The 13,768-nt window shown below is 72.0% G+C and carries 11 protein-coding genes; 5 read left to right on the top strand and 6 right to left on the bottom strand.

From position 1 onward, the window contains the following. The 5 genes from ACZ56E_RS39750 to ACZ56E_RS39730 form a co-directional block, all read right to left on the bottom strand. Entirely contained in the window at window positions 1–1,125 is a 1,125-nt protein-coding gene (locus tag ACZ56E_RS39750) for an aromatic ring-hydroxylating oxygenase subunit alpha (RefSeq protein ID WP_471221859.1), read from the bottom strand. A gap of 27 nt (window positions 1,126–1,152) precedes the next feature. Then, window positions 1,153–2,307 (bottom strand): N-methyl-L-tryptophan oxidase, encoded by a 1,155-nt coding sequence (gene solA / locus ACZ56E_RS39745; protein ID WP_471221858.1) that lies wholly within the window; start codon window positions 2,305–2,307, stop codon window positions 1,153–1,155. Between the two features lie 31 nt (window positions 2,308–2,338). Beyond that, a complete protein-coding gene (locus ACZ56E_RS39740) occupies window positions 2,339–4,783 on the bottom strand; it encodes a GcvT family protein (RefSeq protein ID WP_471221857.1) in 2,445 nt (814 codons plus the stop codon). Further along, entirely contained in the window at window positions 4,780–5,865 is a 1,086-nt protein-coding gene (locus ACZ56E_RS39735; RefSeq protein WP_471221856.1) for an S-(hydroxymethyl)mycothiol dehydrogenase, read from the bottom strand. Before ACZ56E_RS39735 ends, ACZ56E_RS39740 begins: the two co-directional genes overlap by 4 nt. A gap of 205 nt (window positions 5,866–6,070) precedes the next feature. After that, entirely contained in the window at window positions 6,071–6,901 is an 831-nt protein-coding gene (locus tag ACZ56E_RS39730) for an IclR family transcriptional regulator (protein ID WP_468613031.1), read from the bottom strand. A gap of 212 nt (window positions 6,902–7,113) precedes the next feature. Between ACZ56E_RS39730 and ACZ56E_RS39725 the strand changes: the two genes are divergently transcribed. Then, complete coding sequence (locus ACZ56E_RS39725) at window positions 7,114–7,467, top strand: bifunctional 3-phenylpropionate/cinnamic acid dioxygenase ferredoxin subunit (protein WP_471221855.1); 354 nt, start codon at window positions 7,114–7,116, stop codon at window positions 7,465–7,467. Beyond that, window positions 7,464–8,735: an NAD(P)/FAD-dependent oxidoreductase gene (locus ACZ56E_RS39720; protein ID WP_471221854.1), complete on the top strand. Its 1,272-nt coding sequence runs from the start codon at window positions 7,464–7,466 to the stop codon at window positions 8,733–8,735. The genes ACZ56E_RS39725 and ACZ56E_RS39720 overlap by 4 nt, the downstream gene beginning before the upstream one ends. A 108-nt stretch (window positions 8,736–8,843) precedes the next feature. Here the strand turns inward: ACZ56E_RS39720 and ACZ56E_RS39715 are convergent, their stop codons facing one another. Continuing rightward, the gene (locus ACZ56E_RS39715; RefSeq protein WP_471221905.1) at window positions 8,844–9,410 is read right to left on the bottom strand and encodes a hypothetical protein; all 567 of its coding nucleotides are present in this window, start codon (window positions 9,408–9,410) and stop codon (window positions 8,844–8,846) included. A 444-nt stretch (window positions 9,411–9,854) separates the two neighbouring features. Here ACZ56E_RS39715 and ACZ56E_RS39710 point away from each other — a divergent pair, with 444 nt between their 5' ends. The 3 genes from ACZ56E_RS39710 to ACZ56E_RS39700 are packed head-to-tail and all read left to right on the top strand — an operon-like array spanning window position 9,855 to window position 13,768. Beyond that, window positions 9,855–12,875, top strand: coding sequence for a nitrate- and nitrite sensing domain-containing protein (locus ACZ56E_RS39710; RefSeq protein ID WP_471221853.1), 3,021 nt, complete (start codon window positions 9,855–9,857; stop codon window positions 12,873–12,875). Then, window positions 12,872–13,312: a roadblock/LC7 domain-containing protein gene (locus ACZ56E_RS39705; protein WP_150165449.1), complete on the top strand. Its 441-nt coding sequence runs from the start codon at window positions 12,872–12,874 to the stop codon at window positions 13,310–13,312. Before ACZ56E_RS39710 ends, ACZ56E_RS39705 begins: the two co-directional genes overlap by 4 nt. 9 nt (window positions 13,313–13,321) lie before the next feature. Next, complete coding sequence (locus ACZ56E_RS39700) at window positions 13,322–13,768, top strand: DUF742 domain-containing protein (RefSeq protein WP_398312411.1); 447 nt, start codon at window positions 13,322–13,324, stop codon at window positions 13,766–13,768.

Here is a 13,768-nt window from a genome sequence, read left to right as displayed (position 1 = left end):
TCACTCCGTAGCGAGCTGTTTCGTCAGCCACTCGTGGAAGAGCCCGATGTGGTGCTCGGTCGGCACCAGCACCCCGCCCTCGCGGTAGGCGCGTGACGCCATCGCGGGCTGGGTGCGCTCGCAGGCCGCGAAGTCCTGCGTGTTGACCCGGTGGAAGAGCTCCACGGAGTGCCTCAGGTCGGCACCGGACGCGACGACGTCGGGTGCGTACAGCCAGTCGCACTCGACGACCGTGCGGTCCTCGGCCAGCGGGAACATGCGGTGCAGGATGACGTGGTCGGGGACGAGGTTGACGAAGACGGTCGGCTTCACGGTGATCGCGTAGTAGCGCCGGTCCTGGTCCTCCGGCACCTCGGGGAGACGGCCGAAGCCGGCGCTGCCGTCGACGGTGAAGCCGCCGACCTCCTCGCCGAACGCGGCACCGTGCCCCACGTAGTACTGCGCGGCGAAGCCCTCCGTGAACTCCGGCAGCACGTCGGTGAGTTCCGGGTGGATCGTCGCGCAGTGGTAGCACTCCATGAAGTTCTCGACGATCAGCTTCCAGTTGGCGCGCACGTCGTACGTGACACGTTTGCCGAGCGCGAGCCGCTCGGTGCCGTAGCGCTCGATGGAGGCCTTGTCACCGAGGCGTTCGACCGCGGCGCCCATGACGGTCTCCTCGAAGGAGGGCGGCTCGTCGGCCAGGCACACCCACGCGTAGCCGAGCCACTCCCGCAGGGCGACCGTCACCAAGCCGTACGCGGCGCGGTCCACGTCCGGCATCTTCGTCAGGCCGGGCGCGGCGATCAGCCTGCCGTCCAGGTCGTACGTCCAGGCGTGGTACGGGCATTGGAGGGCGCGGCGCACCTGGCCGGACTCCTCGGTGCACAACCGGGCACCGCGGTGGCGGCAGACGTTGAGGAAGGCCCGCAGTTCGCCGGTGCGCGTGCGGGTGACAAGGACGCTCTCACGCCCCACTTGGACGGTGCGGAAGGCGCCGGGCCTGTCGAGGTCGGCGGAGCGTACCGCGCAGAACCAGAGCGCTTCGAAGACGCGTTCCTGCTCCTGCCGGAAGATCTCCGGGTCGGTGTAGTAGCGGCCGGGGAGGGTCGCGGTGAGGCTCGGCGGCAACGGGGTCGTCGTCACGGTTCTCGTACTCCTCAACGGTGCTTCTCAGGCAGGCGTGGCGGCGAGGCGGCTGGGGTCGAAGAGCTCGATGGGGTGCCCGGTGGTGCCCTCGATGGCCAGGTCGGCGAGGATCTCGCCGACCACCGGCACGAACTTGAAGCCGTGTCCGGAGAAGCCGGCCGCGACGGTGACCGACTCCGGGTGCGCCGGATGGCGGGCGATCACGAAGTGCTCGTCGGGGGTGTTGGAGTACATGCAGGTGGCAGCCTTGACGAAGCCGCCGGGGAGGCTCGGGATCAGCCGCCCCACCTGCTCGGCCATGGCGACGATCTCGTCGTCGTGGACCGACCGGTCGATGGTCTCCGGAGTACAGGGCGTGCCCTTGCGGAAGAAGGCCACCTTGGCTCCCAGGGCGGGTCCGTCGATGGCGGGGAAACCGTAGACCTGGACGCCTTCCCCGTCCTCCCAGATGTAGATCGGATGGTTCTCAGGGAGGAAGGGGCCGACTCCTCCGGAGGGCTGGAACCAGTACATGACCTGCCGTTCGATGGTGAACGGCACACCCAGGTCGGTCAGCAGTTGAGGCGCCCACGCGCCCGGGCACACCACCAGGTGTCCTGCCGTGTAGGTGTCCTCCGCGGTGTGGACGCGCACTCCGTCCTTGTACGGCTCCCACCGCGTCATCGGCTCCTCGAAGTGCAGGTCGGCGCCGTGCCGTGTGGCCAGCTGGAGATGTGCGGCCACCGTGTTCTCGGGCCGGACGAGACCGGCCCGCGCCTCGTACAGGGCCACCTCGTCGTCGCCCGGGGCGAGCGTCGGGAAGCGGCGGCGGATCTCCTTCGCGTCGAGCATCTCGTGGGGCAGGCCCCACTGCTCGGCGGAGCGCAGCGAGCCGGTCACCGTGCGGCTGTCGGCCCGCCCGAGCATCACGCCGCCGCACAGGGTGGCGATGTCGCGCCCGGTGTCGCGTTCGAGGCGGTCGTAGAGCTCGTAGGCGCGCAGCAGCAGCGGTACGTACGCGGGGTCCTCGAAGTACGACTGGCGGGTGATGCGCGAACCGCCGTGGCTGGAGCCGCGTCGATGCACCGGGCCGAACTTCTCCAGGCCGAGGACGCGGGCGCCGCGCGCGGAGAGATGGTGGGCGGCGGCGCTGCCCATGCCGCCGAGGCCGATCACGATCACGTCATGGGTGGGGGACACCGGTGCCTCCTGGCGGTCGGCGGCTGATGGGTCAGCGGCGGATGCGGGTCATCTCCGGGTCGAACAGGGGCTCCTCGGCGAGCGTCGCGGGAACCTTCTCTCCGAAGTACTCGATGTCGACGCCGGAACCGGTCTCCAGGGGCGGCAGCCAGGCGTAGGCGACGCAGCGGCCCAGGGTGTACCCGTAGGAGGCACTGGTGACGTATCCGGCCGGAACGCCCTCTACGTAGACGGGCTCTTTGCCGAGGACGACCGCTGTGGGGTCGTCGAGGAGGAGGGCGGTGAGTTTGCGCGTGGGCGGCCCGAGCCCTTCGAGCGCCGAACGCCCCACGAAGTCGCCCTTGTTCATCCGGACCGCGAAGCCGACGCCCGCCTCGTAGGGGTTGTGTTCGGTGGTCATGTCCTGGCCCCACGCGCGGTACCCCTTCTCCAGGCGCAGGCTGTTGAAGGCGGACCGCCCCGCCGCGATCACGCCGTGCGCGCGGCCCGCCTCCCACAGCGTGTCCCAGAGGCGGAGCCCGAGATCCGCGCTGGTGTACAGCTCCCAGCCCAGCTCACCGACGTACGACAAGCGCATGGCGGTGACCGGCACGTGTCCGATGTACGTCTCCTTGGCCTTGAAATAGCCGAACGCCTCGTGCGAGAAGTCGTCCCGCGTGAGCGGCTGGACGAGCGCGCGGGCCAGCGGCCCCCAGACACCGACGCAGCACGTCCCCGAGGTGATGTCCCTGAGATGCACGTCGTCGGGCGCGTGGCGGAGCAGCCAGTCGAGGTCGGCGGGGGAGTTGCCGCCCACCTGGAACCGGTCGGGGGCGAGCCGCGCCACCGTCAGATCGGAGCGGATGCCCCCGGCCTCGTCGAGCAGGAGGGTGTACGTGACCGAACCGGGCCTCTTGGCCAGGTTGTTGGACGTCATGCGCTGGAGGAAGGCGAGGGCACCGCTGCCGGTGACCTCGAGGCGGCGCAGCGGCGTCATGTCGTAGAGGGCGACCCGCTCACGGGTGGCGCGCGCCTCGGCCGCCGCGACGGGGGACCAGTGACGGGCCGCCCACGCGTCCCGCCCGGGCACCTCGATGCCTTCCGTCAACGAAGCGTTGGCCTCGTACCAGTGCGGACGTTCCCAGCCGCCGCCCTCCAGGGAGACCGCGCCCAGCTCCTGCTGCCGGACGTGGAAGGGGCTGACCCGTAGGGGCCGCGGCCGGTCCGGCGGCTGGAGCGGGTGGATGACGTCGTAGACCTCGACGAACTGCTGTGCCCCGCGCTCGGCCACGTACGCGGGGGAGCGCTGCGCGTCCTCGAAGCGCGTCAGCTCGCAGTCGTGCAGGTCGAGCGAGGGCCGTCCGTCGACCATCCACTCGGCGACCGCCCTGGCGACACCCGCCGAGTGCGTGACCCAGACGGCCTCGGCCAGCCAGAAGCCCCGCAGCTCACGGGACTCACCGAGCACCGGCATGCCGTCGGGCGTGAAGGAGAAGACGCCGTTGAAGCCCTCCGCGATCTCCGCCCTCTTCAGGGCCGGGAGCAGCTGGCGGCAGTCCTCCCAACTGGGCGCGAAATCCTCCTCGGTGAAGGGGTACGAGGAGGGCATGTCCTCCGCGTCGTCGTAGGCCGGGACCGCGAACGGGTCGACGGGCAGCGGCCGATGGGCGTACGACCCGATGCCGACGCGGTCGGTGTGCTCACGGAAGTACAGGTCCCGGTGCTGGTGGCGCAGGATCGGCCGCGACGCCTCGGTGCGCGGATCGTTGAGCCCCGCGAGCTCGGGCAGGGGCGTGGTCTTCACGTACTGGTGGGCGAGCGGCAGCAGGGGCACGTCGACGCCGGCCATGCGCCCGATGACCGGCCCCCAGAACCCGGCCGCCGAGACGACGTGGTCGGCGGGGAAGGTGCCGCGGTCGGTGGTGACGCCGGTGACGCGGCCGCCGTCCCGCTCGATGCCCGTCACGGTGTGCCGGTCGAGAAAACGTGCTCCACGCGCGCGTGCCCGTTCCAGCTGCGCACGGCAGGCGGGCACGGCGCGGGCCAGACCGTCGTCGGGCGTGTACAGGCCGCCGTACACCTGCGTCTCGTCGACGAGCGGCCACAGCTCCTTGCAGCGGGCGGCGCCGACGAGCTCGGCACGCACGCCCCAGGATGCGGCCCATCCGGCCTTGCGGTGCAGGTCGGTCCAGCGCTCGGGCGTGGTGGCGAGCTCCAGGCCGCCCACGGGGTTGAAGCAGGGCAGGCCGTCCACCTCCAGGGCGGTGAACTTCTCCACGGTGTACGTGGCGAACGCGGTCATCGTCTTGGAGGGGCCCGTCCGGAAGACCAGGCCCGGCGCGTGCGAGGTGGAGCCGCCGGGCGCGGGCAGCGGCCCCTGGTCGAGGACGGTGACGTCGGTCCAGCCGCGGGCGGTCAGCTCGTCGGCCAGCGAGCAGCCGACGATGCCGGCGCCGATGACGACCACGCGGGGTCCGCGGGGCCGGGCGGCGCTCACAGGATCACCACCGATCGCAGCACCTCGCCCCGGCGCATCCGCGTGAACGCCTCTTCCACCTCGTCGAGCCGGATGGTCTCGGAGACGAATCCGCGCAGGTCGAGACGGCGGCTGAGGTACTGGTCGACGAGGATCGGGAAGTCCCGGGTGGGCAGGCAGTCGCCGTACCAGGACGACTTGAGGGCGCCACCGCGCGAGAAGACGTCGATCAGCGGCAGCTCGACGGTCGTCTCCGGCTCGGGCACGCCGACCTGGACGAGCACGCCCGCGTGGTCACGCATGTAGAAGGCCTGTTTGTACGTCGACGGGGTGCCGACCGCGTCGATCGCGACGTCGACGCCATGGCCGCCGGTCAGCTCGCGCACCGCCTCGACCGCGTCCGTGCCGCGTGAGTTGACGGTGTGCGTGGCGCCGAACCGCGTCGCACCGTCCAGCTTGCCCTCGTCGATGTCGACGGCGATGACGCGGCGCGCCCCGGCCAGCGACGCCCCGGCGATCGCGGCGTTCCCGACGCCGCCGCAGCCGATGACGGCGACGGTGTCCCCGCGGCCCACACCGCCGGTGTGCACCGCGGCCCCGTACCCCGCCATCACTCCGCAGCCGATCAGGGCCACGGCCTCGGGGCGGGCCGCCGGGTCGACCTTCACGGCTTGGCCCGCGGCGACCAGGGTCTTCTCTGCGAAGGCGCCGATGCCGAGGGCTGCGCTCAGCGGGGTGCCGTCCAGGAGGGTCATGGGCTGCGCGGCGTTGCGCGAGTCGAAGCAGTACCAGGGGCGGCCGCGGCGGCAGGAGCGGCAGGCCCCGCAGGGCGCGCGCCAGGCGAGCACGACGCAGTCGCCGGGGACGAGATCGGCGACGTCCGCGCCGACCGCCTCCACGGTGCCGGCCGCCTCGTGGCCGAGCAGGAACGGGAAGTCGTCGTTGATCGCGCCTTCCCGGTAGTGCAGATCCGTGTGGCAGACCCCGCAGGCCTGCACGGAGACGAGGACCTCTCCGGGACCGGGATCTGGCACGACGATCGTCTGCACCTCGACGGGTGCGCCCTTCTTCGGGGCGACGACGGCACGGACCTCGTGGGGCACGGCCAGACTCCTCTGCTGTTGCGCACGGCGTGGCGGTGTTGTTGCGTACTGCACGTTCGGTTGCGCTATGAGAGACATACTGGGAACGCCATCAAGAGGCCGTCAAGAGGGTGGAGTCAAGCCTTCACGAAACGGCGGGGAGCCCGGGGCGCGGACAGCGCGAGGGCGGGGCCGGAACTTTCCGGCCCCGCCCTCGCGCCGACCGTCAGAAGCCGTACCCCATGCGGCGGGAGAGCTCGACGGCGGCGGCGACGGTGCGCTTGGCGAGCTCGGTCAGCCGCTCCTCGGTCAGCCGGTAGACCGGCCCGGACGCGCTGAGCGCCCCGATCACCTTGCCGTCGTGCGCGCGCACCGGCGCCGCGACCGCGGCGAGGCCCACCTCCAACTCCTCCACGGCGACGGCGAACCCCTGCCCGGTAACGGCCTCCAACTCCCGGCGCAACGCCACCGTCCCGGTCACCGTGTGCTCGGTCAGCCGGGGCAAGGTGCGGGCCAGTAGACCCTCGCGCAGCGTCGTCGGCAGATGGGCGAGGAGCACCTTCCCGCTGGACGTGGCGTGCAGCGGGGTGCGCCGGCCGAGCCAGTTCTGCGCGGTCACCGAGGCCGGGCCCCTGGCCTGCATGATGTTGACCGCGGCGTCGTCGTCGAGGACCGCGATGTTCACCGTCTCGCCCAGCTCGTCCGCGAGCTCGCGGCAGACCGGGCCGCCCTCCTGCGAGATGTCCATGCGCACTGCCGCCGCCCCCGCGAGGCGGAGTACGCCGGCGCCCAGGAAGTACTTCCCGCGGTCCTTGGCCTGGCCGACCAGGCCGCGGTTCTCCAGCACGCCGAGGAGCCGGAAGGCCGTCGACTTGTGGACGCCCAACTCGTCGGCGATCTCGGTGACTCCGGCCTCCCCGTGCCGCGCGAGGATCTCCAGAACGCTCACCGCGCGGTCCACGGACTGGACGGATCCGGCCGCGCCCTTCGTCTGCCTCTCCCGCGGCTCACCGCGCGGTTCCCTGCCCTGATCAGCCTGTTTCCGGTCGCCCGTCATACCTGAACCCTCACCACCTTGCGGCCTGTTGAAGCCGCGTCTTCGGGAAGCCCTTGACGCGATGGGCGCCCCACCCGGATTCTGTTGCGCATGGCGCTTTCTCGTGCGCCATACGAAACAGCATGTTACCGAAGGGTCTTGGCTCCCCAAGGGCCGAGGACCGCGCCGCATGACATCGGAAATGACAGCGGGAACGACCCGGAGGGGGCCCCATGATCCCCGTATGCCGCCTTGAAGACCTCCCCGCGGGCGAATCCGTCCGCCTCGACACCACGCCGCCCGTCGCGGTGTTCAACGCCGACGGCGAGCTCTTCGCCATCGACGACACGTGCAGCCATCAGGACGCGTCCCTGTCGGAGGGCTGGCTGGAGGGCTGTCTCGTCGAATGCCCGCTGCACGCCGCGTCCTTCGATCTTCGCACCGGCCGGCCCGTCTGCCTGCCTGCGCGCCGCCCCGTGCGCACGCATCAGGTGTACGTCGAGGACGGCGTCGTCCACGTGCGCCTCGCGGCCACCGACGCGGAAGCCGCCGACGCGGGAGCCGCTGATCAGGGCTCCGCGGCATGAGGACCGTCATCGTGGTGGGCGCCTCGCTCGCCGGCCTGTACGCCGCGCGGGAGTTGCGTGCCCAGGGGTTCGACGGCCGGCTGGTCCTCGTCGGGGACGAACCGCACCCGCCGTACGACCGGCCGCCCTTGTCCAAGGGCTTCCTCACCGGAGACACGGACCGGCACCAACTCGCCCTCGCTGACGAGGAGGAGACGGCGGAACTCGCAGCCGAGTGGATCCTCGGCACACGCGCACGGGCCCTCGACGTGCGCGGCCGCACGGTCGTCCTCGACGACGGCCGCACCCTGGCCGGCGACGGCGTCGTCATCGCCACCGGGGCATCGGCGCGGCGCCTCCCTGGGCCCCCGCTCACGGGCGTCCACACCCTTCGAACCCTCGACGACGCCCGCGAGTTGAGGGCGGAGCTGAACCGTGGGCCGCGTCGGGTGGTGGTGATCGGCGGCGGTTTCATCGGCGCCGAGACCGCGTCCTCGTGCGTGGCGCTCGGCCATGACGTCACCGTCGTCGAAGCCGCGCTGCTGCCGCTGCTGGCCCAGCTCGGACCGGAGATGGCATCGGTGTGCGCGGGGCTGCACGCGCGCGGTGGGGCCGGCCTGCTGACGGGGGTCGGGGTGGCGGCGCTGCGGGGCTCGTCGAGGGGTGTGCCGCCGGGTGTGGGGAGTGAGGGTGTGGGGAGCGCGGGTGCGGGGAGGGCGGAGGCCGCTGGGGACGCTGTCGCCGCTGTGGAGTTGTCCGACGGCAGGCTGCTGCCCGCCGACGTGGTCGTCGTCGGCATCGGGGCGACCCCCAACACCGGCTGGCTCGCGGGCTCACCTCTCGCCGTCGACGACGGCGTCCTGTGCGACGACGGCTGCGTCACCGCGCTGCCGCAGGTCGTCGCGGTCGGGGATGTCGCCAGGGTGGGCGGCCTCCGCGCCGAGCACTGGACGAGCGCGACGGAGCAACCCCGCGTCGCGGTGCGCAACTTGCTCGCCGGGCACACCGTGGAGTCGGTGTGCTCCCTGCCGTACTTCTGGTCGGATCAGTACGGCTCCCGCGTGCAGTTCGCCGGGCGCCGGGGCGAGGGCGACACCGTGCGCATCGTCGAGGGCTCACCGGAGGGGCTGGGGGAGGGCGACGGAATCGGGTTCCTCGCCGTGTACGAGCGCAGGGGCAGGACCACGGCGGTCCTCGCGGTGGACCGCGCCCGTTCCTTCATGAAGGCGCGCAGGGCCTTGGCGGCGGAGTGGGCGGCCGAGCGGGCGGCGCGGCTCGCGGCGGTCTGAGGCGGCGCCCTCAGGGCGCTACGGGCGACCGCTCACACTCACGAGCTCACCCTCAGGAGCTCACGCTCAGGAACCCGCACTCAGGAACTCGCACTCAGAAGCCCACGCTCAGGAATGCGACAACTGCCCCGACCCACCGCGTCCTTGTACGCGGTCACGCCCGTGTATTCGCTCGTACCCCTGCACGCGGTCGTACCCCTGTATGCGTTCCTTCCCGCGCGCCGCGGCCCGTGCCTGGCGGCGGGCCCGGCGCCGCTCGCGCCGCAGCCGCCGTGCCGTACTGCTCGGCATCGACACGACGCCGTGCCGTTGGTTCCACACCTGGCGGGTCACCCACACGTCGAGCACGCCCCAGGTGGCCACGACCGTGCTGGCCACGCTGCTCAGCACCATGGGGAAGGAGAGCCAGGAGCCCGCCAGGGCGGCGAGGACGGCGACCATCGCCTGCACGAGGGTGACCGCCACTATGATCACGGCTCGCACCGCGGCCGTCCGCACCGGATCGGGCAGCCGCCTTCTGCGGGCAGGCTCCTCGACCCACAACGGCGGCCGCTCGGCCGGACGCTCCCACTCCCGCTGAGCGGCCCCGTCCTCCCGCTGAGCGGCCCCGTCCTCCTGCGGACCGGCCCCGTCCGCACCGCCCCCGGACTTCCTCTGGCGCTCTGCCGTGCCCATCATCTCGTCACTCCCCCCGCTGCTCGCGGTCGTTCACGGGACACCGACTCACCACTGGCTGCCCGTTTTGCCGCGCTTCATGTCGCCTGCCCCCGTGGCGTACCGGTGGCGCGCCGGTGACCTCTCCTCGATCCGCGGCTCTCTCCCTCATGGACGAACGAGAGATCCGAAAGATTCCCGCTCGGGTTCCGCGGAGCGAAGAGATCCGGCCAACTGGCGTGCAAGCAAAGGCGGATGAAGCCTCCGGGCAGGTGCCACATGCTGGGGCGCAATCTCCCGTAATGGAGGGACAACTAGGGACGTCCCTTTCGCGTCACGGCTGAAAAGCGTTCGGATGCACCTTCGAGTTGCCCGTGAGTCAGTAGTAGGCTCGCGCCGTTTGTTGACGCACATGTGTGCCCCTGGCCCGTGCAACGGCCTCAGGGGGCCGATCTGGGGGAGGCCATGCGCTTTCGCGGGAAGTCCATCCGCCGGAAGATCGTGGCGCTGCTGCTCGTGCCGCTGCTCTCCCTCACCGCGATCTGGGGCTTCGCCACCGTCGTCACCGGTCGCCAGGCGCTGAGCCTCATCGACACGGTGAACGTCGTCGACAAGCTCGCCTACCCGGTCGAGGACACGGCGCGCGTGATCCAGCTGGAGCGCCGACAGACCCTCGTCTACCTCGCCGACCCCAGGGCCTCGGACGCGCTCGCCGCGCTCCGCCGCAGCCGCACCGCGACCGACGACATGGTCGACAAGATCCGGGCCAACGCCCAGGACCCGGACGTCCGTGACGGCGTCAGCGGAGACTCGCGGCAACGGCTCGACGAGCTCGTCGAAGCCTTCGACGGCATCGAGCCGCTGCGCAGGAGCGTCGAAGAGGGCACGATCACCAGGGCCGGCGCCCTGAAGATGTACACGAAGCTGATCGACCCCTACTTCGACCTGCTCAGCACGCTCAACGGCTTCTCCGGTCTCGACGACATGAAGTACGACCAGCAGGGCCGGGCGCTCGTCGGCGCCACCCGCGCGCGTGAACTGCTCTCCCGTGAGGATGCGTTGATCGGTTCGGCGCTCGTCGCCGGGCGGATCACCAAGGCCGAGATCCGGCAGGCAACCGAGCTCCGCGCCCAGCGCTCCCTCCTCTTCGAGGTGAACTTCGCGCAACTCCCCGAGGACGACCGCGCCCGCTACGAGCGCTACTGGAACGGCACCGAGACCACTCAACTGCGCAAGGCCGAGCAGGACATCATCGAGTCCGGGCCCGACAAGCAGCGCGCGGTCACGTCCAGCCACTGGGACCAGGCCGCGGGCCGCGTCCTCAAGCAGCTCTCCGAGAGCAACAACGAAGCGACCGACCGCTTCCAGGACCGCGTCGAGCCGGCCGCCGTCGGCGTGATCGTCCGGGTCATCGCGGCCGGCGTACTCGGCCTGCTGGCGCTGCTGGTCTCGCTCTTCCTGTCCGTACGCATCGGCCGCAGCCTCATCCGCGACCTGCGCCGGCTGCGGCTGGAGGCCCACGAGGCGTCCGGCGTCCGGCTGCCCGGCGTACTGCGTCGCCTGGCGGCGGGCGAGCAGGTCGACGTGGAGACCGAGGCGCCCCGCCTCGAGTACGGCAAGGACGAGATCGGCCAGGTCGGGCAGGCCCTCAACACGCTGCAGCGCGCCGCCGTCGAGGCCACCGTCAAACAGGCCGACCTGCGCCGCGGCGTCTCCGAGGTCTTCGTCAACCTCGCCCGCCGCAGCCAGGTCCTGCTGCACAAGCAGCTCACCCTGCTCGACACCATGGAGCGCAGGACCGAGGACACCGACGAGCTCGCCGACCTGTTCCGCCTCGACCACCTGACCACCCGCATGCGGCGGCACGCCGAGGGTCTCGTGATCCTCTCCGGCGCCGCCCCGTCGCGTCAGTGGCGCAAGCCGGTCCAGCTCATGGACGTCGTCCGCGCCGCCGTCGCCGAGGTCGAGGACTACGAACGCATCGAGGTGCGCCGCCTGCCCCGCATCGCGGTCACCGGGCCCGCGGTCGCCGACCTCACGCACCTCATGGCCGAACTCCTCGAGAACGCCACGGTGTTCTCGCCGCCGCACACCGCGGTGCAGGTGCTCGGCGAGCACGTCGCCAACGGCTTCACCCTGGAGATCCACGACCGGGGCCTCGGCATGACGGCCGACGCGCTCCTGGACGCCAATCTGCGGCTCGCGGAGACCCCCGAGTTCGAGCTGTCCGACACCGACCGGCTCGGCCTGTTCGTGGTCAGCCGGCTCGCACAGCGCCAGCGCGTCCGCGTGTCGTTGCAGCCCTCTCCGTACGGCGGCACGACCGCTGTCGTCTTCATCCCCGAGTCGCTGCTCACCGACGACGTGCCCGACACGAGTGGCGCGGGCTTCCGGTTCGACCGGGCGCAGACCAGGGAGGCCATGGCGGGCCCCGACAAGAGGGCCGACCGCGCGGCGGCGCTCGCCCAGGTGCCCGTGCAGCTGCCGGGTCTGCCCGCCTCCGTTCTGGACGGCCCCGTCGAGCTGGAGGCGCCCGTCGGCCTGGCCGACCTCGACGCCTTCCCCGGCGCCCTCGGCGACGAGGAGAGCGAGCGCGGCGGCCTCTTCCGGCCGCGCCGCCGGGTGGCGGGCACGCCCGGCGAACAGCACCAGCAGGCTCGCGACGACCGCGAGGCGAGCCGCGGGGAACCGACCCGCAGGGGCGCCGCTCCCGCCGGAGCCTCCCAGGACGACGCCGGCGAGGACGCCCACTCCGGAGGGCCCGTCCCGCTGCCGCGCCGCAGGACCCCGAAACTGGTCCGCTCGAACGGCCGCCCGGTGACGCACGCCAGGCCGCAGGACAGCCGGTACCCGGACACCGGTCCGCAGGACAGCCGCTTCCCGGACGGCAGGCCGCAGGACGGCCGGTTCCCCGACGGCGAACCGCAGGCCGGCCGATTCCCGGACACCAGGCCGCAGGACAGCCGCCGTTTCCCGGAAGGCAGGCAGCCGGAGAGCAGGCCCCTGGCCCCGGCCGCCGAGGACGAGGCCCCACGGCGCCCGCGGTCGCAGCCCGCCTGGCCCGACCTGTCGCCGCCGCACCACGACGTCACGGCCGTCGACGACGTGTCGACGGATCTTCCCCGGCGCGGCCGCCGCACCGCCACCCCGGACACCGCCCCGCAGGACCGCGCCACCCCGGACCGCGCCCCCTGGGACGGCACCGGGCTCCGGCCCGCGGCGGCGCCCGACCCCGACACGACCGCTCCGGGCGGACTGCCCCGCCGCGTCCGGCAGGCCAGCCTCGCCCCGCAGTTGAAGGACGGACCCGACCGCCGCCCCCGACGCGCCGAGACCCGGCCCGAGGAGCGCGACGCGGACGAGGTACGCAGCCGCATGGCCTCGCTCCAGCGGGGCTGGCAGCGCGGCCGCGACGAGAACGCCGCGGGCGACGACGCCCCGAACGGCACAGCACCAGGAACGACATCCGAGGGGGACGGTCGATGACCGCACCGAATGCCGACGCACGCACCACCACGACCGGCGGGAGGGGGGAGCTGAACTGGCTCCTCGACGACCTGGTGCAGCGCGTCGCCAGCATCCGCAAGGCGCTCGTGCTCTCCGGAGACGGCCTGCCGACCGGTGTGTCGAAGAACCTGACCCGGGAGGACAGCGAGCACCTCGCCGCCGTCGCCTCCGGGTTCCACAGCCTCGCCAAGGGGGTCGGCAGGCACTTCGAGGCGGGCAGGGTCAGGCAGACCGTCGTCGAGCTCGACGACGCCTTCCTCTTCGTCACGGCCGCGGGCGACGGCAGCTGCCTCGCCGTCCTCGCGGACGCGGACTCCGACGTCGGCCTGGTGGCGTACGAGATGACGCTGCTGGTCAAGCGGGTCGGTGTGCATCTGGGTACGGCGCCGCGCACGGATCTGCCCGCCGGGGGGTAGTGGGAGGTCATGAGCGAAGACGGTCGAGGGACGCAGAGAACAACAGAGGCCACGCGGAAGTTACCGAAGGCGCAGGAGGCGCCCCGCTGGTTCGACGACGACGCCGGTCCCGTAGTGCGTCCGTACGCCATGACACGCGGCCGCACCACGAGCCCCGGGCAGCACCGGCTCGACCTGATCGCGGTCGTCATCACCGAGGATCGGGCGTCCGGCGTCCACGAGGCCGACCAGACGCTGTCTCCGGAGCATGTGGACATCGTCGAGCTCTGCCGTGACACGCCCCAGTCGGTCGCCGAACTGGCGGCCGAACTCGACCTGCCCGTCGGCGTGGTCCGTGTCCTCATCGGCGATCTCGTCGAGGACGAACTGGTGCACGTGACCCGTCCCGTGCCCCCTGCCGAGCTTCCGGACGAGAGTATTCTGCGCGACGTGATCAGCGGCCTCCGGGCGCTCTGA

Source organism: Streptomyces sp. NPDC039480 (genome assembly GCF_055597165.1).
The sequence above is the reverse complement of the archived record's forward strand: the minus strand, read 5'-3'. Positions and strand labels throughout refer to the sequence as shown.